The 21,202-nt window shown below is 45.5% G+C and carries 18 protein-coding genes; 14 read left to right on the forward strand and 4 right to left on the reverse strand.

Features of this window, described 5'->3' with window-relative positions:
• Positions 1–490: 490 nt before the first annotated feature.
• Both AR543_RS11875 and odhB read left to right on the forward strand, forming a co-directional pair.
• On the forward strand, positions 491–3,373 hold the full coding sequence (locus AR543_RS11875) for a 2-oxoglutarate dehydrogenase E1 component (protein WP_060534635.1): 2,883 nt from the start codon (positions 491–493) through the stop codon (positions 3,371–3,373).
• Between the two features lie 6 nt (positions 3,374–3,379).
• Positions 3,380–4,684, forward strand: a complete 1,305-nt coding sequence (odhB, locus tag AR543_RS11880; RefSeq protein WP_060534637.1) for a 2-oxoglutarate dehydrogenase complex dihydrolipoyllysine-residue succinyltransferase — start codon at positions 3,380–3,382, stop codon at positions 4,682–4,684.
• Positions 4,685–4,968: 284 nt separating this feature from the next.
• Here odhB and AR543_RS11885 read toward each other — a convergent pair whose 3' ends face one another.
• Positions 4,969–6,501, reverse strand: a complete 1,533-nt coding sequence (locus AR543_RS11885; protein WP_060534639.1) for a glycine betaine uptake BCCT transporter — start codon at positions 6,499–6,501, stop codon at positions 4,969–4,971.
• A gap of 517 nt (positions 6,502–7,018) precedes the next feature.
• Here AR543_RS11885 and AR543_RS11890 point away from each other — a divergent pair.
• The 5 genes from AR543_RS11890 (at position 7,019) to AR543_RS11910 (ending at position 11,946) form a co-directional block, all read left to right on the forward strand.
• Positions 7,019–7,564, forward strand: a complete 546-nt coding sequence (locus AR543_RS11890) for a GNAT family N-acetyltransferase (RefSeq protein WP_060534641.1) — start codon at positions 7,019–7,021, stop codon at positions 7,562–7,564.
• A gap of 556 nt (positions 7,565–8,120) precedes the next feature.
• Positions 8,121–9,551: a sugar porter family MFS transporter gene (locus AR543_RS11895; RefSeq protein ID WP_060534643.1), complete on the forward strand. Its 1,431-nt coding sequence runs from the start codon at positions 8,121–8,123 to the stop codon at positions 9,549–9,551.
• Between the two features lie 263 nt (positions 9,552–9,814).
• The gene (locus tag AR543_RS11900) at positions 9,815–10,750 is read left to right on the forward strand and encodes an aldo/keto reductase (RefSeq protein WP_060534645.1); all 936 of its coding nucleotides are present in this window, start codon (positions 9,815–9,817) and stop codon (positions 10,748–10,750) included.
• A 253-nt stretch (positions 10,751–11,003) separates the two neighbouring features.
• Positions 11,004–11,474 (forward strand): ribosomal maturation YjgA family protein, encoded by a 471-nt coding sequence (locus AR543_RS11905; RefSeq protein ID WP_060534647.1) that lies wholly within the window; start codon positions 11,004–11,006, stop codon positions 11,472–11,474.
• Between the two features lies 1 nt (position 11,475).
• A complete protein-coding gene (locus tag AR543_RS11910) occupies positions 11,476–11,946 on the forward strand; it encodes a hypothetical protein (RefSeq protein ID WP_060534648.1) in 471 nt (156 codons plus the stop codon).
• 104 nt (positions 11,947–12,050) lie between these two features.
• Here AR543_RS11910 and AR543_RS11915 read toward each other — a convergent pair whose 3' ends face one another.
• Positions 12,051–12,992 carry a hypothetical protein gene (locus AR543_RS11915; RefSeq protein WP_060534650.1) on the reverse strand — a complete coding sequence of 314 codons (942 nt, stop codon included), beginning with the start codon at positions 12,990–12,992 and terminating at the stop codon, positions 12,051–12,053.
• Positions 12,993–13,264: 272 nt separating this feature from the next.
• Here AR543_RS11915 and AR543_RS11920 point away from each other — a divergent pair, with 272 nt between their 5' ends.
• A complete protein-coding gene (locus AR543_RS11920; RefSeq protein WP_060534652.1) occupies positions 13,265–13,609 on the forward strand; it encodes a hypothetical protein in 345 nt (114 codons plus the stop codon).
• Between the two features lie 9 nt (positions 13,610–13,618).
• Here the strand turns inward: AR543_RS11920 and AR543_RS11925 are convergent, their stop codons facing one another.
• Positions 13,619–14,098, reverse strand: a complete 480-nt coding sequence (locus AR543_RS11925) for a CYTH domain-containing protein (RefSeq protein WP_060534654.1) — start codon at positions 14,096–14,098, stop codon at positions 13,619–13,621.
• A 270-nt stretch (positions 14,099–14,368) separates the two neighbouring features.
• Between AR543_RS11925 and AR543_RS11930 the strand changes: the two genes are divergently transcribed.
• The 6 genes from AR543_RS11930 (at position 14,369) to AR543_RS11955 (ending at position 20,581) form a co-directional block, all read left to right on the forward strand.
• Complete coding sequence (locus AR543_RS11930; protein WP_060534656.1) at positions 14,369–14,827, forward strand: DIP1984 family protein; 459 nt, start codon at positions 14,369–14,371, stop codon at positions 14,825–14,827.
• A gap of 443 nt (positions 14,828–15,270) precedes the next feature.
• The gene (locus AR543_RS11935) at positions 15,271–15,834 is read left to right on the forward strand and encodes a nitroreductase family protein (protein ID WP_060534658.1); all 564 of its coding nucleotides are present in this window, start codon (positions 15,271–15,273) and stop codon (positions 15,832–15,834) included.
• A gap of 276 nt (positions 15,835–16,110) precedes the next feature.
• Positions 16,111–16,407, forward strand: coding sequence for a TIGR04104 family putative zinc finger protein (locus tag AR543_RS25050; protein WP_060534660.1), 297 nt, complete (start codon positions 16,111–16,113; stop codon positions 16,405–16,407).
• Between the two features lie 195 nt (positions 16,408–16,602).
• On the forward strand, positions 16,603–16,917 hold the full coding sequence (locus tag AR543_RS11945) for a TIGR04104 family putative zinc finger protein (RefSeq protein ID WP_060534661.1): 315 nt from the start codon (positions 16,603–16,605) through the stop codon (positions 16,915–16,917).
• 154 nt (positions 16,918–17,071) lie between these two features.
• Positions 17,072–18,772: a 23S rRNA (uracil(1939)-C(5))-methyltransferase RlmD gene (gene rlmD / locus AR543_RS11950; protein WP_060534663.1), complete on the forward strand. Its 1,701-nt coding sequence runs from the start codon at positions 17,072–17,074 to the stop codon at positions 18,770–18,772.
• Positions 18,773–19,075: 303 nt separating this feature from the next.
• A complete protein-coding gene (locus tag AR543_RS11955) occupies positions 19,076–20,581 on the forward strand; it encodes a DEAD/DEAH box helicase (RefSeq protein WP_082472212.1) in 1,506 nt (501 codons plus the stop codon).
• A 293-nt stretch (positions 20,582–20,874) separates the two neighbouring features.
• Here the strand turns inward: AR543_RS11955 and AR543_RS24275 are convergent, their stop codons facing one another.
• The gene (locus AR543_RS24275) at positions 20,875–21,039 is read right to left on the reverse strand and encodes a hypothetical protein (protein ID WP_158523958.1); all 165 of its coding nucleotides are present in this window, start codon (positions 21,037–21,039) and stop codon (positions 20,875–20,877) included.
• Positions 21,040–21,202 lie beyond the last annotated feature (163 nt).

Below are 21,202 nucleotides of genomic sequence, written 5' to 3' on the forward strand. Positions count from 1 at the left end.
CCAATAAGCAAAAGACACAAATTCTTCGTATCTGACACAAAGCAGTTAAAAGCAATACAATATTGTAAATAATCATCGGATCGTTTGCTGGTTAGATTTGGACAAAATAGATAAAAATTAAAATTGGAAATCTATACCTGACTATTGTAGAATGGGAATTGTAAAGCGGATCACAGTTCGAATAAGGGGGCATGAACAGCTAAGTATTACTTCAAATGATGCTCAATGTCATGGACAAACTCTTGCTAGACGATTTGCTAAAATCGCATTTTTTTGATTAGTAGTCATATTTCGCTTTAATCAGGCTAAAAAACCTGAATTATTCTTTACACATGACAAAGAAAACGTTTTCTTAACTCAGCATCGCTTATCCTCCCTGATAGTCCCATTTTAGACTATTTTGTGATTAATCAGATAGAGGTATAATTGAAAGTGTTGCAATTCCGTCACAAAAATATTCACAAAAAATTCAAGACGGAGGGAATCCTCGATGACAATCGACGAATCGAACAGACCATCATTATGGCAATCCTATTACGGGCCCAATCTGGGGTACGTACAGGAGCAGTATGAAAAGTACAAACAAGATCCTAATTCGGTTGATGAGGGATACCGTGCACTATTCGAACAACATGGGGAACCTGTAGCTCCTGCTGCGGCTTTGGGTCAGGCAGCAGACAATGGTACTAGTACCCCCGGCAAAGTAGACACCAATTTACTAAAGAAAGCGGTTGCAGCGGAACGATTAGTTTGGAATATCCGTACATACGGACATTTGGCAGCAGATATCGACCCGCTCGGACTGAGTACTCCGTCAGATGTGCGTCTGCTTGATCCACAGGAGTATGGATTGGGACAACGTGATCTGGCTCAGCTTCCTGCATCTCTCATCTGGGAAAATGCACCGGAAGAAGCTCGTGATGGATGGGAAGCCATTCAGATCCTCCGTCAAAAGTATACTGGTCCGATCGCTTACGAATTTTCTCATGTACATGATGAGAAAGAACGTAACTGGCTGAACCGCCAGGTAGAGACCAACTCTTCTTCGCAGGCACTGAGCAATGAAGAGAAGCTGGAGCTGCTGCATCGTCTTGTTGAAGTTGAGCAGTTTGAAGAGTTCCTGCACAAGACATTCGTAGGGCAGAAGCGTTTCTCGATCGAGGGTAACGATGCGCTCGTACCGATGCTGGATACGATAGTTCGTATTGCTGCACGCGGCGGAGCAAGACATGTATTGATGGGTATGGCTCACCGTGGCCGTCTGAATGTACTGGCACATGTACTGAACAAGCCATACGGCAAAATTTTCTCCGAGTTCCAGCATTCTCCGAATAAAGACATGATGCCGTCGGAAGGTTCTATGGGCATTAATTTTGGCTGGACCGGCGACGTAAAATATCATCTGGGTGCTCGTTATTCGATGACCGAAGAAGGACAGAGCTTTGAGACTCGTCTGACTCTGGCGAATAACCCGAGTCACCTGGAGTATGTGAATCCTGTTGTAGAAGGCTTCACACGCGCTGCACAGGATGACCGCAGTGAAAAAGGATACCCGCGTCAGGATAAAGACAAGGCGGCAGCAATCATTATGCACGGCGATGCTGCATTTGCCGGTGAAGGCATCGTAGCGGAGACGCTGAACTTCAACCAGCTGCCTGGCTTCCAGAACGGCGGTACAATCCATATTATCGTTAACAACCGTCTGGGCTTCACAACAGACAGCAAGGATTCCCGCTCCACCCATTACGCGAGTGATCTGGCCAAAGGCTATGAGATCCCGGTAGTGCATGTGAATGCGGATGATCCCGAGGCTTGTCTGCGTGCAGCAGAAATGGCGATGCAATATCGTAATCTGTTCAAAAAAGATTTCCTGATCGATCTGATCGGTTATCGCAGATACGGACACAATGAAGCGGATGATCCGGAAACGACCCAACCGCTGATGTATGGCAAAGTCAAAAATCATACGCGCGTTGCATCCCTCTACGGCCAAAAACTGGCAGAGCGCGGAGTGGCAGACAGCCAGCAGTATGAAAAATATAAAAATGAAGTACAGGATAGCCTGAAAGCGATCTATGAAGAAGTGAAAAACGACGACAGCCAGCAAGCATTCGGACCAATCAATCCTGCCGGCGAAGGCGCTGCCAAAGCATCTACCCAGACAGCGGTACCGGCTGACCTTCTCATGAAGATCAACCAGGGTCTGCTGACATGGCCGGAGAACTTCAGTGTGTATCCGAAGCTGCAGCGTATTCTAGAGCGTCGTACCAACGCACTTGCTCCGGATGGCAAAGTGGACTGGGGACATGCCGAGACACTGGCATTTGCGACCATTCTCGCCGAAGGCAAGCCAATTCGCATTACCGGACAGGATGCTGAACGTGCGACATTCGCTCATCGTAACCTGGTACTGCATGATGCCAAAACAGGCGAAGAATTCTGTCCGCTGCATCGTCTGCCGGAAGCCAAAGCTTCCTTTGCCGTGCATAACAGTCCATTGTCCGAAGCGGCCGTTATCGGCTTTGAATATGGATACAATGTACATGCACCGGAGACACTGGTAATCTGGGAAGCCCAGTACGGTGACTTCGTCAATGCCGGACAGGTACTGATCGACCAATTTATCTCTGCCGGACGCAGTAAATGGACACAAAAGTCCAGTCTGATGATGCTGCTGCCGCACGGTTATGAAGGTATGGGACCGGAGCACTCCAGTGCACGTCCGGAGCGTTTCCTGCAGCTGGCAGGTGAAAACAACTTCACTGTAGCCAATCTGACATCCGCTTCGCAGTATTTCCACCTGCTGCGTCGTCAGGCACTTAGCACAGAGACCGAAGAAGCTCGTCCGCTCGTTGTGATGGCACCGAAGAGTTTGATTCGTAACCCTCGTGTAGCTTCTGCAGCGACAGAACTGAGCGAAGGAAGCTTCAAGCTGATTGTTGAACAACAGGGTCTCGGCGACAAAAAAGAAGCAGTAGAGCGTGTTATTCTGTGTACGGGTAAAGTAGCAGTCGATCTGGAAGAAGCACTGGACAAAGAGAAGGATACCGACTTTTCCTGGCTGCATATTATCCGTGTCGAGCAGCTGTATCCATTCCCGAAAGAAGAAATTTCCAAGATCCTATCCGGTTTTACCAACCTGCAGGAAGTTATCTGGGTACAGGAAGAACCGAAAAATATGGGTTACTGGACATATATGGACTCCAGACTTCGTGAAGTGGCACCAGCAGGCAGTAATGTAAGCTATATCGGACGTCCGGAGCGTTCCAGCCCGGCAAGTGGTTATCAGCATGTTCACGCTATCGAACAACAGCGCATACTAACATCAGCACTCAAACCAAATTCGTTGAAAAACATATCCCTGGGGAGGTAACCAGCTGTGAGCGAAATTAAAGTACCTGAAATGGGCGAGTCTATTACCGAAGGAACCGTATCGAAATGGGTAGTCAAAGAAGGAGATACTGTTAGTCAGGGTGATGTTCTGCTGGAACTGGAAACCGATAAGGTCAATCTGGAAATCAGTGCCGAAGAAGATGGAGTCATCGAATCCATCACCAAACAGGAAGGCGAGACTGTTCAGGTCGGTGAATCTGTTGGTGTTATCAGCGCAGGCGGTGCCAAAGTACAGCCAAGCGCAGAAGCAGCTCCAGAAGCGCCAGCAGCCCAGGAGACGGCTCCATCGTCCCAGCCTGCACAGGCAAATGAACAGGCACGTGAATCCAAAACAGATCTGGCTGCTGCTGTAGCAGCGAGCAAGCCTGACAACGGAGATACTATCGCTACACCGGCTGCCCGCAAGCTGGCTCGTGAGCGCGGTATCGATCTGAATAGTGTACAAGGCAACGATCCGATGGGTCGTGTGAAGCATGACGACGTGCGCAAGCACGAAGACAAGCCGACTAACCTGGGTGCTGCACCGACCAAAACAAGTGGTTCCTCTGCACCGGCTTCCAAATCGTCTGCACCGGAAAGCAATCCATTAAAACCGGCTGATCGTGTACCGATGTCCCGTCGTCGTCGCACGATTGCGAACCGTCTGGTAGAAGCGCAGCACAATGCAGCGATGCTGACTACATTCAACGAAGTGGATATGACAGCGATCCTGGACGTGCGCAAACGCCGCAAAGACAAATTCAAAGAGAAGCATGATGTAGGTCTCGGCTTTATGTCCTTCTTTACCAAAGCGGTTGTCGGCGCGCTCAAAGCATATCCGATGGTTAATGCAGAGATCGATGGCGATGACGTAATCATGAAGCATTACTATGATATCGGTATTGCCGTATCTGCCAAAGAAGGTCTGGTTGTACCGGTCGTACGTGATGCAGATCGTCTGGGCTTTGCCGGTATTGAGAAAGAAATCGCCAGCCTCGCTTCCAAAGCACGCAGCAATACGCTGTCTCTGGCTGAGCTGCAAGGTGGTACGTTTACGATCACCAATGGTGGTGTATTCGGCTCCCTGCTGTCTACGCCGATTCTCAACGCACCACAGGTAGGTATCCTGGGTATGCACAAAATCCAGCTGCGTCCAGTCGCTATTGATGCAGAGCGTATGGAAAACCGCCCAATGATGTATATCGCGCTTTCCTACGATCATCGTATTATCGACGGTAGCGAAGCAGTTAGCTTCCTGGTAAAAGTCAAAGAACTGCTGGAAGATCCGGAAACGCTGCTGATCGAAGGCTAATTCCTGCGATCCAATTTATTTCAAATCATAAATTAGAGAGTCCTGCTAACACAGTAGGGCTCTTTATTTTTTCGGATTGCGGAAAGAAACTACCTATACAATCACTCATATCCAAAATAAATCAAAGACATAAAGCAAAAGAAGTATATCGAGAAAAGTAAATGGAAAGAAGTGAATTGAAAAGAAGTCAATTGAAATAAATAAAGCAAAAAAGCACCCATAAAAGGGTGCTTTATATATCTTCAAGCGAGAGTCGAACAAAATCAGGCTGTTAATCTAATCGATTATTTTTCATTCTTTGTATCACGGGTAGAAGGCTGGTTACGTTTGGTACGGGATAGCTCTCTAGCATCATTATTTAATACTTTTAACAAGCTTACTGCCATTAGTATAATCACCAGAGAGAAGGGAAGCGCAGCGATGATCATAGTGTTTTGCAAACCTTGCAGACCGCCGGAATAGAGCAGTACCAGAGCAATAGCAGTAAGCAGCAGTCCCCATATTATTTTTAAAGTATTATTGGGATTTTGCGAACCGTTGGTTGTCATCATCGCAAGTACAAATGTACCTGAATCTGCTGATGTGATAAAGAAGATGGCAATCAGGCCGATCGCTACTACCGAAATAATGGTGCTCCAAGGGAACGTGGACAACATTCCAAACAAGGATTCCTGAGTAGCCAGTGCTGATATGATCTTGGTACCACTGCGCTCGATCGCAATAGCCGAGCCACCAAAAACAGAGAACCACAAGAAACTGATTAGAGACGGTGCCAGCAATACATAAGTGACAAATTCACGGATCGTACGTCCTTTGGATACACGGGCAATAAATATGCCTACAAACGGAGACCAGGCAATCCACCATGCCCAGTAGAAGATCGTCCATACATTAATCCAATGCCGGTTTTCCGAATTCAATGGAGCCAGGCGGAAACTCATATTCACAAAGTTTTGCAGATATTTCCCCAATGTATCGGTAAATAGATTAAGCGTGAATAAAGTAGGGCCAAAAATAAATACAATTAAAAATACAACAGCGGCAAGCAGCATATTGGCGTTACTGAGAATTTTGATTCCTTTATCAAGTCCACTTAACGCGGATAGCATAAATAGTACAGTCACCGCCAGAATAATAATAAATTGACTCACGATAGTCGAAGGAATGCCGAATAGATACGACAATCCTCCATTAATCTGTACAGCGCCAAAACCGAGAGAGGTAGCGACACCCATGACGGTTGCCAGCACAGCTACAACATCAATCGCTTTGCCAACGGCGCCTGATGCATGACGACCAAGAACCGGCTTCAGTGTAGAGCTGATCAGCCCGGTTTCTCCGCGGCGGAACATAAAATAGGCGAGGCTCAAACCTACCAGACCATACACTGCCCACGCATGAATACCCCAGTGGAAAAAGGTATACTGCATGGCATCACGCACAGCCTGATCGCTGCCAGTTTCGCCAGTTGGGGAACTGATAGCAAAATGACTAATCGGCTCGGCCGTACCGTAAAATACCAATCCGATCCCTACGCCAGCACTGAATAGCATAGCTACCCAGGTTGGTCGGGAAAACTCAGGCTTGTCATCCGGCTTGCCCAGTTTGATTTTGCCTGCGGGACTAACCAGCAGATACAAACAGATAGCCACGAAGCCGGTCACAATAATCAGGTAATACCATCCGAATGTATCGGTGATAAATGATTCGGTACTACTGGTAACACTCTCAAAGGCCTTGGGAGCAATCACCCCTACCAAAACCAGCAGCAGCAGAATAGCCGCTGATATATAAAATACGCTCGATGCTTTTTTCATAAATTCATTAACAACTCCTATCTTTGATATACTCGCACAAGAGATTGATAGCTACGAGTGGGGATCAAGTAAAATCAATTTAAAATTATACCTCTTTACATTGACATATGAAATGTTCTGCAAAGAAATTATGTATTAACTATTCTTATCTTGAAGCAGTAAATCGAGCTTATGTAGAATTGCATCTTCTTTTTTTAATTGACGGCGTAGATTGATATCAATGCCTATAACGCTAATACACATTATTAGCAGAATTAGAGCAATAAAAAATATCATTATTTTCATTCCTTTCTGTCTCGCTTGAATTGGTCAATAGATACAGAACAGAATAAACTCCTGTCGTATACCCTGCTGAATCTGAAACTAATCTTCTAAATAATCTACCCACGATTGCAGACAAATTAAACAAACAAAAGTAAATAATAAGTAATATAGCGACATATCATTGTTATTTCGTTAAAGCGAAGAAAACAGGTATAATGTAAATAAAAGTATATTATTCGAGGAGGAGTACATAGTGATCATTGAAGAACGTGCTTATCATATCAAAGGACTGGATTATAGTATTCGCTCTGCAAAACCTGAAGACGCTACCACTCTGTCAGAAGTACGACTTCAGATCGATGGTGAGACCGAGAATCTGGATCGCAGAAGAGGGGAAGCTTTTCTGGAGCCGGCAGAATTTGAACAGCTGATCCGCAGTGACTCCGAGAAGGATACCAACCTTTTTTTGGTAGCGGAGACGGCCAATCAGATCGTAGGTTTCTCCAGATGCGAAGGCAGTCCGCTGAGCCGACTGGCACATAAGGTAGAGTTTGGCGTAGGTGTGCTGCGGGATTATTGGGGACATGGCATCGGCAAGCACCTGCTCGAACAATCTATAGCCTGGTCGGATGCGACAGGCATCCAAAAGATGACACTAAATGTATTGGAGACCAATGTCAATGCCATTGAGCTGTATAAAAAGGCAGGATTTGAAATTGAAGGTGTGCTAAAACGCGATCGCCTGCTGGCAGATGGGAATTATTATAATACCATAGTCATGGGCAGATTCAGAGTGTGATTAATTCTCACCTTATGATATTTGACTATATAATAGTATACATTCTGAAGCTTGTATCACAATGTTTGGGAGTGTGCTGGAGATGTGGGTATCCACGATGGTAATGTGCGCTATATTGGTTTTGCTGCTTATTGGTACAGTAGTACTCTGTATTCATGTATATCGGAGTAAACAGCATTACAAAGAAATGGAAACCGCCATTTACCGGCTAATCGAGATTACAAAACAGAAATAAATATACACCGGGCCAACCGTCGTCTAACAGTAAATGCGGTTGGCTTTTTGCTGCATATATCGATAGTTACGTATCCAAGCAAGACAGCAAGGAAGATTAAGTATTGAAAAGGATGGGTATATTGAATTTACAGAAGTACAACATAAAGATACAGAAACGGATAATCATCCGACGTACAGAACAGAAGAGTCATGGACCAGTTGCAAAAGAAGAGCTTGTTCATGAACGGACATGATCGGCATACAGACAGCTTTATATGTTGCAGCTGCATAGCCAGACTCCTTCTACATAGCGTACGGGAAATAAAAAGGAGTGGGTACTATGCAACAAGAGAATAACGATGCCGCGAGTCAAAAGGCATTTTTGCGCAAGATTGTTCTTATTTCTACATTGGGTGGATTGTTATTCGGTTATGATACTGGAGTAATCAATGGTGCATTGCCATTTATGTCTGCACCTGATCAATTGAACCTGACATCTTTTACACAAGGTTTGGTTACCAGTTCATTGCTGCTTGGTGCAGCCTTTGGTGCTGTGCTGGGTGGGCGATTGTCCGATGCGATTGGACGCCGCCGGAGTATTAAATATCTGGCAGTATTATTTTTCTTTGCTACGATTGGTTCTGCATTATCCCCAAGTGTACCGGTTATGGTCGCGTGTCGTTTTATTCTGGGGCTCGCTGTCGGCGGCGCTTCGGTTACTGTTCCTTCCTACCTGGCCGAGATTTCACCAGCCAATCAGCGCGGCGGTATTGTTACCCGCAATGAGTTGATGATTGTCAGCGGTCAGCTGCTTGCCTTTATCTTTAATGCTATTTTGGGTACGACGATGGGTGATAACACGCATATCTGGCGCTATATGTTATCTATCGCTTCAATTCCTGCCATTTTCCTGTTTATCGGTATGTTCCGTGTACCGGAAAGTCCACGCTGGCTCGTTACACAGGATGAGAACAAGCGTGCATTCCGTATTCTGAAAAGAATGCGCAGCGAAAAACAGGCGATTCGCGAGATCAAGGAGATTACGGCTAATACCGAAGTCGAAGAAGACACGGAAAGAGCCAGCTTCAAGGATATGGCAACGCCATGGATTCGCCGTATTGTACTGATCGGTATCGGTATCGGTGTAGTCCAGCAGATTACCGGGGTAAATTCGATCATGTACTATGGTACCGAGATTCTCAAGCAGTCCGGTTTTGGTACAAATGCAGCTCTGATTGGTAATATCGCGAATGGTGTGATTTCTGTAGCGGCTACCTTCTTTGGAATGTGGATAGTCGGTAAAGTAGGACGTCGTCCGATGCTGATCACCGGTCTTATCGGTACGACCAGTGCACTGCTGCTGATTGCGATTCTCTCCAATGTGCTAACAGGTACAGCTGCTCTGCCTTATGTTATTCTGGGGCTGACCGTTACCTTCCTGGCATTCCAGCAAGGTGCAGTATCCCCGGTTACCTGGCTGATGCTGTCCGAAGTGTTCCCGCTGAAATTACGCGGATTCGGTATGGGTGTAAGTGTATTTTGCAGCTGGATGGTTAACTTTGCGGTCGGACTGCTGTTCCCGGTATTGTCCGGAGCGTTTGGATTATCAGCTACTTTCTACATTTTCGTAGCACTGGGCATTTTGGCTATCACATTTGCTGCCAAATTCCTGCCGGAAACTCGCGGTCTTACGCTGGAGCAAGTAGAAGAGAAGATTCGCAGTTTTGGCAAAAAGCGCGTAAAAGCAACGCCGGGTGCCGCTGTTAAATAATATCATCTCTATCTGCACCAGTGCAGAATATATAGAAGCAAAAGAGACTCTGCCTATGCTGCGGAGTCTCTTTTGCTTGGGTACAGCCACGATTAAACAAAAAGTAAGAAGGGTATACACAATATAGGCTTCTACCAAGTAAATCGAAGTTTGCAGCAGTTTGCCAAGCCGGCCTATGCCGTTACCGCTACATAGGCATCAGTGCAGCAAATGACGATGTGGATAGAAGCAAGCCTGGAATCACGAAAGGAGCAGATCAACAGATGAGACAGCAGACACGAATTGGTACAACCGAACTGATGGTAACCCCTATTGGACTTGGTACGAACAAAGTCGGAGGACATAATCTGTTTTCGAACCTGAAGGATGAAGATGGCAAAAATATTGTACGACGTGCACTGGAGCTTGGTATCGACTTTCTGGATACTGCCTATATCTATGGCCCGGCACGATCGGAAGAATTGATCGGCGAAGTACTAAAAGAAAACGGACAGCGCGAAAATGTCGTTATCGCAACCAAAGGTGCTCACAAAATCGAAGGGAATGACACATTGATCGATAACTCGCCTGCTTTTCTGCGGCAATCGGTAGAAGACAGTCTAAAGCGTCTGCAGACCGATTATATTGATCTGTACTATATCCATTTCCCAGATAAAGATACGCCCAAAGACGAAGCAGTGGGCGAACTGAAAAAGCTCAAAGAAGAAGGCAAAATCCGTGCAATTGGTGTATCCAACTTCTCGATAGAACAGCTCAAGCAGGCGAACCGCCACGGCGATGTAGATGTATTACAATCCAACTATAATCTGCTGGAGCGTGAAGTGGAGCAGGAGTTTTTCCCGTATCTGGTAGAAAATAAAATCTCGTTTGTTCCTTATTTTCCATTGGCTTCGGGACTGCTTGGCGGCAAATATACCAAAGATACTCCGCTGACCGACAGCCAGAAGAAAAAGCCGCTGTTCCAGGAAGGCAATTATGAAAAAAATCTCGACAAAATCGATCAGCTACGCAGTATTGCAGAGGAAGTGAACGCTGCAGTAGCCAACGTGGCACTCGCCTGGTATCTGACCCGCGACTGCATTGATGTCGTTATTCCCGGAACCAAAAATCCACAGCAACTAGAAGATAATCTGAAAACGCTGGATGTTCATCTGTCCGAAGAACAGGTGAAGCGTATTGATCAAATTTTTGCTGTCTAATCCAGAATACGAAATCAGAGAAATGAATTGAAAAATAAGTGTAAGTAAAAGGCAGAGGAGAATAATCTCCCTGCCTTTTTTATGTTTTAAGTGCTGTTTATTTACAAGCAGTAAAAAATTAACATATGAAAAATTCAAAAAAAGAAAATCGATTTTGGCCTACTTATTTCGAATTGCATCATACAAAACGTTATAATGGAAGGAAGCACCGAGTATATTTACCAAATTCTATATCCAAGGAGCGACTATAACGATGATTCGAAAATATAATTCGCGTCTATCCCTAATTCAACGTTATGCTGCGAGTCGTCAGGGCACTCGTCTACTGTACCTGGTTGCGATTATCCTGACGATGCTACTGGGTCTGGCTTCCCGACGTTATGTATCTCTGCTGCCCCATTGGCTCGCTGTTCATGCGGGTGACGCATTGTGGGCAGCGATGATTTATTGGGGCATACGCTTGCTGAGTTGGCCACGATCTTGTTGGGTCGCAGGTATAGGCGCGGGAGTATTCAGTTATCTGATCGAATTCAGCCAGCTGTACCAGGCTGATTGGATCAACCATATTCGTCATACGACGCTGGGAGCATTGATTCTCGGAAAAGGATTTCTGGTCGCTGATCTGCTGCGCTATACAGCAGGTATAGGAATAGCTATGGCATTGGATGTGGTAATCAACTGGGTCTGCCAATCTGCCAACATCATACATAGACAGGAGAGATAGTATGTCTTCATTTCCACCTGATCACCCAAATAACAACTATTCTGCTCCAGATTCGTATAAGAACAGCAATGCAATCCATCATGCAGATGAACCGCCTGCACATCTCAAGCAGGAACTGGCAGGAGAATGGGATTCATTTATTCTGAAGCTGCGTGTAGATCTGCGCTGGGAACCTGATCACGCGCTGACTTTATTAACGGAGTTATATTCTTATATCTATTCCACTGTGGGAGCAGACGGCCTGAGTCGGCAGACAGCAGGGGAGATATGGCAGTTGATTCAATTTATCCAGAACTGGTCTTCCCATCCCAGCTTCCGTATCGCCAATCCGTATCCGGAACTATACTATAACAGCGTTTATGAAATCCTGTTGTTCCTGGGGGATTGGTATTTCACCGGTGAATGTCCATTTACCGAACCGGAAGCCATACTTGAAGAAATTCAGCGTTTGCAGCAGTTATTAATAGAGTAAACTTGTATTTGCACCTAATGTCTTCTCATCTAGCCACCTAACTTATATACTGCGGCAAGTATGATATAGGTGGAGGAAGGCAGAATACTTATTCAGCGACAAGGCTATAAGACGTGCAGTATATCCTGTATAGCTGTTGTATATAACATTCCTTCCGAATATATCAGTATCTGATCCCGACGGAAATCGCTGTAGGTCAGATCAAGCGGCTGCTGATTCGCTCCCTGCAGTTGTACAGTCTTTTTACCTGTGAGACGGCCGGGTTGATCCCTTTTTTTGAAGAAGAGCTGGTTACTGTTGTTATAACCGCCCTGGAACAGAAAATGATAGCCGTCTGTACAAAATCCCGAGGAGCCGGAAATCTGTGGATTTACCCATTCGATTTGCGGATCTGTTGTTCCGCCTGTAATATGACCCAGCATAAAGTCGGTATAATAGTAAAACCAGACCTCTTGGTCATTGATAACATTCAGCGCATAACAATCCATAATATCCGCCTGAGTATTGGTGTACAGTCGGTTTCCCTGCGCGTCCCAAGCGAGCAGCCCGGCTTCGCCAACAGGCGGGTTCCAGCCATAATTGCCAAAGACACCTTCATCAAAATAACCTGTCCAGATCGTACCTTCACGGGTTACCTGTACATACTCGATACCATCACCAAGTAGAAAATCGTGGAGAATATGCCCATCCATATCACAGACTCTGGCATTAAGATCATATTGATCAGGCCCATAATAATGACAGCGGGCACCAACAAGCAGCAAATGATCCTCTAAGGGTTGTACTGTATGATAATGAAACTTCTGATTAGCCAGTATCACTTCCTGAATCTGTCCGTCTTCTATAATCAATATTTTGTAGGTGCGTGGCTTGTCCAGGGAAGCCTGTACAAACATCCCCCGGATTCTGTCGGGGATCTGGTCGATAAGCAGCACAAATATGCGTTGATCCGGACCGAGAAGCACAGATTGTATCGTATATCCTGCTATGTAATCAGCAAGATCAATAGTTGGTTGCAGCTGCATTTTGATATCATTTTTGGACATGTTAAACCTCCTGTTTCACGCAGAATACAAATATAAGCACAATTAGCTTGTTTATTTAGTATGCTGCCAGCAGAACAGAACCACCAGGGTACAAGTATGGCGAAAGTACATTTTGTTTTGTAAGGTGGCAAGACTATGACTATGTAGAGTATCAGAAGGATAAAGCAATACATGCCAATATACATCATTTTATTCTTGATGGAGCAAGAAGATTTGCACTCTGTTGATATAGATTCATTATCAAATGGAATGAAAAAGGGAGGCAATATACAATGGATTCAATTCGATTAGAGCAAATTATCGAGGCAATCGAGAAAGGCAAAATGAGGGGATACGATGAGATTGTTACAGGTTCGCCAGCAGATAAAGACCTATCCAGTAAAGATCTATCCGGCGAACCCGCCAATCTAATTCAATACGCTTTGCAAAAAAAGGGTGATGTGTATGTTGCTTATTTTTTTATGATTGCTGTTGACCGGATGCATCTATATGAGGATGAAGCAATCGAACAATCGGTTTCTTTTCCCGAGCGGAATCAGGCTATTGATTTTCTGATTGCCCGGGGAGCGAAGATCGAGCGATTTGCTCCTTTTCGCGGGCAGCGCCCGTTCTCGTAGAGTCATCGTCTAGTGTGACTGAATATCCTGCCATAGCCGGCTGTTCAGATACTTCTCCTGCTCGGTTACATCTTCACCGAACCAGTCCGGTGCCTGATACGCACGAAATTCATCTTCGCTATCAAATTCGATCTCAATCGTCATCAATCCCTGCTGCACCGTGTTATGGTAAATATCCATATCATAGGTACGACCGTCGATCAGAACTTTGTGACGTGTTTTTTTGAGAGGAGTGACCTGCAGACGCTCAGTTAGCTGCTCATACATATCCGCGCCGATCTGGAATTCCGTCTCATCACGGGAAATGCCGCGTCCGGCTTTGTGGGTCATGGTAAAACTCTCTTCGCCATTACTGAGCAGTCGACGTACACGCAGGGATTCGCTTTCTGTAGAAGCAAGATACGTCTGGTCGATCTCCTGTGTACGTGTAATATTGAGATTGTCCGGATAGCCGGTAAGCAGATATTTGCGTTCGATTTCCTGTGCCATAATAAGCCTCCTGAGTGGGATGAGTGGGATAAGTAGTCATTTCATAAATAAGTAGGGAAAATTGGAAAAATGATGCCGGATTTGCAATAGGTCAAGATTTACTTTTATAATACTATACAATAGTTGTATTGCCGAATCTTGCTGCAGGTTGATCAAAGGTAATGCAGTATAGGCACAGAAGAAAGCAACAAGAGTTATTATTTTAATAGTACAGCGAGAAGCGGAGAGGATTTAATGGCCGCTATATTATACATATGATGAGGTGACGTTATGAAGCTGGCAGAAGCACTGATTTTGCGTTCCGATCTGCAAAAGCGTTTTGAACAGGTCAAATACCGTCTGAACAACAATGTCAAAATTCAAGAAGGCGAACAGCCAGCCGAGCAGCCGGCAGAACTGCTCAAGGAAATGGATAGTCTGCTGGGTCAATTGGGTCTGCTGATTCAGCAGATTAATCGGACTAATAATACGGTGATGCTGGATGATACCCGTACGCTCGCAGATGCGCTGGTGGACCGTGATATGTTGTCTATGCGGCGTACAGCACTGGCCGATCTTGCCCAGTCAGCGAGTATAAGACAGGATCGGTTTACCCGTTCCGAAGTTCGTTTTGTCTCTATAGTGAACGTAGCAGAGCTGCAGCGTGAAGCTGATCAGCTCGCCAAAACCTACCGTGAACTGGACACCCGTATCCAGGGAATGAACTGGCTGACCGATTTGCTGGTCTAATCGCTTTGTGTGGCTGGTGGCACAATAAGTATATGTATTATAGTTAAAATATAGTTCCTGCAAGCAGGTAGTTGCCCGGATAAAGTGAGCATACACCGCCAACTGGTTTAAGTTGGACGTGAGGTAGAGGTGAGGGGCCACCTCGGAGGTTCAAGTCCTCTTCTAACCAATATGCCTTGTACTGTTACATGTGTACCCTTTACACATACAATTTACTACCACATGCTGGTTATCCGGTTAATGAGGGCGGGTCAGGGGATTTGCAGGGACTGTAAGACGTATAGTATTACATTACATAAAAATTTTTTGGCGGAATTTAATAGTTACCAAAGAAATCTGCCGGATAGTCCTGGCTTATATAATGTTAAAATTAGAGATTTCCTCAGGATTGGTGTACAATAAGTAGGTAATCTATTGAGAATGATTATCAAGGAGGAATACTCATGTCTATATCCGAAAGTATCCGCAATCGCCGTTCTGTTGGTAAAGTTAAACCTGATCCTATCGCACGTGAGCAGATTGAGCAAATCCTGGAAGCCGGTATCTGGGCACCTAATCATCGCCTCACCGAGCCATGGAAATTTTTCGTCCTTGAAGGCGACGGACGCTACAAATTGGGCGATGCGCTCGTTAATGTGGCGCGCGCTGAAGGAGCAGACGAAGAAAAAGCGGCTTCTGCCCGCAACAAAGTAGAACGTGCACCGGTGATTATCGCAGTAGCTGTAGAGCCGGTAGATAATTCCAAAGTGATCGAGCTGGAAGAATACGGAGCTGTATTCGCAGCCATCCAGAATATGCTGCTGGTGATTCACGAGTTGGGTCTGGGCGCGGTATGGAGAAGCGGAGAACCGTGTTATCATGCCGAGATGAACAAAGCATTTGGCTTAAGCGAGAAAGGCAAAATGCTGGGCTTTATCTATCTGGGCGTACCGGAGCGCACCGATCTGACAAGCAAGCGGACGCCATTTGCCGAGAAAACCGAGTGGATCAGCGAATATAATCAATAATCAGATCGTGCATTTCAAGAGTTACAATAATTGCGGTACAGCCTAGTCGCAAATACAGGCATCAATAAACAGTCCTCCCATATCCGCTGCCGAGATCGGACAGACGTTATCATGGTACAGGACTGTTTTTGATTATTTGCTACTATTATTATATGAGCTTGGCTGCCTTGAATGGTCAATAAGGACATAGATAAAGTTCCACAGGAAGATCCAATAAACTCAGAATACACTACCTATACATAGAGAAACAAAAAAGATGTAAAGGAGGTTATTTCCTTGCTGCGTCTACCAGTATGTCCGAAGTGTGGTCATTCCTGCTCATGGAAAGAAGCATTTAAAATGACATTTATAGGGTCTCATGCCTTCTGCCCCAGTTGTAAAAGCGAAATATACACTACATGGGCCACAATTATTGTAAATGCAATTTTGGGTTCGGCTCTTCCACTGCTTATTATGTTTGGGATGAGCGGGGCAGGACAGCCGTTGGGCAGGATCATATGGTTTGCAGGTGTTTATTTTACTGTCTATCTACTGCTTACGCCTTATCTCAGCACGTATAAGCCGGACAAATAACTGTAATTTCAAAATGGCAAAAAATCCGGAGCTTCTTACCAGTAATAAAAATAAGGCAATATAAATAAACTTATGGAAAAGACGGAGCTTGGTTCCTTATAGGTTCACACAATTACATAGGTTTACAGAATGTAGACATTCTATTTGTTAACCTTCATCCTGCCTAATATTTTACCAACAGGAGATGATTCCAATATGAAATTACCGACTTGTCCTAACTGTCAGCATCGATTTACCTGGAGAGAAGCTTATCATGCTGCAGCCAAGACCAAGCGTTTTACCTATTGTCCGAACTGTCAGACTACCCTATATCCGACAGCCAATTCGCTTACCAAATCGGCGCTTATCCTTGCCATTTTGCAGCTTGTGCTGATTATCTTTTTACCCAGTCTGAATGTATCGATTGGTATAGCGATACTGATACTGGCAATCTATCTGGTTGTGTTTGTATTGTATCTGCCCTTTGGTTATCGGTATAAGGAATATGAAGATTCATTATTTAAACTATGAACTTTAAAACAGCTGAATTCTGGGAATTATGTCTATCCATATCGGCTGAAATGGAGATAACCTGCATAATTCCCCGAATAATAGTTAACCGGAGCTCTGGTTTGTGGTAAGATGGGACACGACCATAAATCAATGAAACGGAGAAATTCACAACATGACTGAAAAACCACGTTCCCAGAAGGGGAACTTTTCTTCTCAAAAGCTATCCAGGTCTTCACGCCCGGAGGCATCAAAACATCGTTCGGACCGTCCATCCTCCTCGGCAAACTCTGCCAATACCCGTTCATCCCGACCAAGCTCGCCATCCTTGCCAATCGACAGCAAGCCAAATTCCCGTCAGAACGGCAAACAAGGCGGATTCGGATCGTCGACTGCATCGCGTTCAGGCAGCACATCATCCAGCTTCAAAGGCAATAACAGCTCAAAGCCGCCGTATGCCAAAAAGCAGAATAATGCGCCTGTCAAAACGACAAGCCGGGATAATGCAGAAGAATTACGCAATGGGGACAGCATTATCGTAACGATCAAACGCCTTGGAATCAACGGTGAAGGTGTAGGTTATTATCGCCGCAAAGCGGTATTTGTCGACGGTGCACTGCCTAATGAAGTAGTCAAGGCACAGGTAACCGAGACCCAACCCAAATTTATTAAAGCAACTATTACCGAGATTGAGAAAAGATCTCCGCAGCGCGTAGAACCGCCATGCCCGGTGTTCCATATTTGCGGTGGCTGCCAGATCCAGCATATCTCCTACGAAGGACAGCTGCAGGCCAAAACAGATATCGTTCATGAAGCCTTCAATCGGTACGCCGGTCTGGAAAAAGTAAAAATCAAGCCAATGCTCGGTATGGAGCATCCATGGGCCTACCGCAACAAAGCCCAGCCTCAGCTGGGACGTGATCAGGATCAGAATGTAATCGCTGGTCTGTATGAGATTAACAGTCATGATATCGTCGATATTAGCGGCTGTCCGATTCAGCATCCGGCAATCAATAATGCGATCGAGATCGTCAAGTCTGCACTGGAAGATCTGCAGATTCCGCTGCACAAGGATAACGGTTCACGGGATGGCGTACGTACGATTGTCGTTCGTTATGGATTCCAATCCAATCATCTGCAGATTACGCTGGTAACGACCAGCCGTCAGCTGCCTCGTCAGGATGAGCTGATCCAGGCACTGCGCCTGTCGGTGCCGGATGTGACCAGTATCGCTATTAATGTGAATCCAAAGAAAACGTCGCTTGTCTTCGGTGAGCATACGGTAACCCTGTGGGGGCAGGATACCATGCTCGAATCACTGGGTGATCTGGAATTCGCCCTGTCACCAAGAGCGTTCTTCCAGCTGAATCCACAGCAGACCGTCAAGCTGTATGAATCGGTTCGTGCGGCTGCTGGACTCACTGGTAAAGAGTTGGTTGTCGATGCTTACTGCGGTACCGGTACAATCGGTCTGTGGCTCGCACCGTATGCCAGAGAAGTACGCGGTATCGAGATGATCGCCGAAGCCGTCGATGATGCGAATAAAAATGCTTATCACAACAACCGCGATAATGCCAGCTTCTACGTCGGCAAAGCCGAAGAGCTGCTGCCACGCTGGGTGAAAAAGGGCATGAGCCCGGATGTGATCATCGCCGATCCACCGCGTACCGGACTGGAGCAGCCATTCCTGGATACAGTGCTGAAGACCAAGCCGAAGCGGTTTGTCTATGTATCCTGTAATCCGTCCACACTGGCCAAAGACTGCAAAGTACTGCTGGATGGAGGATACGAGATTCAGTGGGTACAACCTATCGATATGTTCCCGCAAACCAGCCATGTCGAAGCGGTAACGCTGCTGGTACGTAAAGACGCTTAATTTCAATTCCGATAAAAAATAGCCAAAAGAGGATAATCCTTTTTTGGCTATTTCTATTTGTTTTTACAACAATACTGCATGCCTCGATTGAAGCTGCCATGCAACAAGAAGAATACAATGTATAAAGTTTACCATTTAACTTCCCAATGCAAGGTATTTGCAATCTTACGAGTATGGATAATAAGCAAAATACCGTTATGAATCGGTAAGGCTGATGAGTAAGCAAAAAAGAAACTATCCCCGCTGTTGCCCAATCTGTGGTACGCTTATCGAATACCCAAGAACGAAGGAGTTTACTATCTAATGAGCGAAAGCAACACATTGAATGATATACAGAACAACAGCAATATCTCCGTATCTACCGACCAACCCCGTTTTAGTGACTACAATCTGAGTGAAGAAATTACCCGTGCCCTGGACACCCTCGGCTATCATCAACCGACACCTGTACAACAGCAGGTTATTCCACAAGCATTGTCCCGCAGCGATATTACCGTCAAATCCCAGACCGGCAGCGGTAAAACGGCAGCTTACGGTATTCCGTTATGCGAAATGGTCGAATGGGAAGAGAGTCGTCCACAGGCGCTGATTCTGACACCAACACGCGAGCTTGCGGATCAGGTAAAAGAAGATATTATGAATATCGGCCGCTTCAAGCGGATCAAGGCAGCAGCGATCTATGGCAAGCAGCCCTTTGACCGCCAACGACGCGAACTGACCCAGCGTAACCATGTGATCGTCGGCACACCGGGCCGCGTGATGGATCATATCGAGAAAGATACGATCGATCTGGAACGTATTCAATATCTGGTTATCGACGAAGCGGACGAAATGCTCAGTATGGGCTTTATCGAGCAGCTGGAGAAAATTATTCGTGAGCTGCCGACCGAACGGATGACTATGCTATTCTCTGCCACACTGCCCAAAGATGTAGAAAAACTCTGTCACCGTTATATGAATCAGCCGGTGGATATCGAGATTGGATCGGCTTCGGACAAGCGCCAGACCCAGATCCAGCATAAATTATATACAGTCAGTGAGAAAGCAAAGCCCTCTCTCCTGCAAAAAGTCACGATCACCGAGAATCCGGACAGCTGCATTATTTTCTGCCGCACCCAGGTGAATGTGGATGCAGTAGCCACCCAGCTGGAAAGTCTCGGCTATCCGGCAAGCAAGATTCATGGTGGTATGGAGCAAGATGACCGCAATCGTGTTATGAATGAATTTCGCGCGGGTCAGTTCCGCTATCTGGTCGCCACCGATGTGGCGGCGAGAGGAATTGATATTGACCGGATTACCCATGTTATCAATTACGATCTGCCGATGGAAAAAGAAAGCTATGTTCATCGTACTGGACGTACAGGACGCGCGGGACAGAGTGGTACGGCTATTACCTTTGCAACGCCGTATGAAGATAAATTCCTGAATGCGATTCAGAATTATATTGGATTCGAAATTCCGCGCGCAGAGGAACCTTCTGCATTTGCCGTCTCGGAAGCAAAGGATGCTTTTGAACGCAAACTGCATGACCGCCCTGCACCGAAAAAGAGCAAAGGTGAAGAGCTGAATGCTAATATCCTCAAGCTATATTTTAACGGCGGCAAAAAGAAAAAGCTGCGTGCGGTCGATTTTGTCGGCACTATCGCCCGGATCGAAGGCGTAACTGCCGATGATATCGGAATTATCAGCATTCAGGAGACCGTTACTTATATAGATATCCTGAACGGCAAAGGTCCACTGGTAATGAAAGCAATGCAAAATACGACGATCAAAGGCAAGCAGCTAAAAGTACAAAAAGCCAGAACATAAACTATATAATTGAATGGTACGGATGAACTCAGAGTGAATCCAAGCAATAAGTATATTTTCAGAAGGCATGGGCTGTTGTCCATGTCTTTTTGGTTATGGAATAAAGCGTTTATTTCAGCTAGGCCAATTCATTATAATAAATAATAGATATATATAAATAAATTAAAGAGCTCTGCTTCTATAGCAGAACCCTTTAGCTGAAGATATATTTTCATTGATTGTTGTTGAACACATCTGAACCAATATTTTAAAAATAGCAGAAGTTGCGAATAGTTGGATGACAACCTATTGAGTTACTTTCCCGGTTGCTCAACTGGTTTCTGGTCTGTCGTCGCTCCCTGCTCGGCAGGCGATTCGCCGGGTGGTGTAGTGTTCGCAGGCGTGCCGCTGGAGCATGCAACAAGTGCAGCGAGAGAAGCAGTAGACAACAGAATTCCCATTGCTCTGAACATTTTCATAAAATCACCTTTTTCTGAATAGGATATTATATATTGGAGAGACAGCTAAACAGCATACAGTCTATACCTAAAGTTCCGTCAAATAAAATGTACCCTATTCAGAGGAGTATCTAATCATATATAACGACTACCGGATTACTGTATATCTATAAATTTTAAGGAA

This window comes from Paenibacillus bovis (genome assembly GCF_001421015.2).
Lineage (GTDB): Bacteria > Bacillota > Bacilli > Paenibacillales > Paenibacillaceae > Saccharibacillus > Saccharibacillus bovis.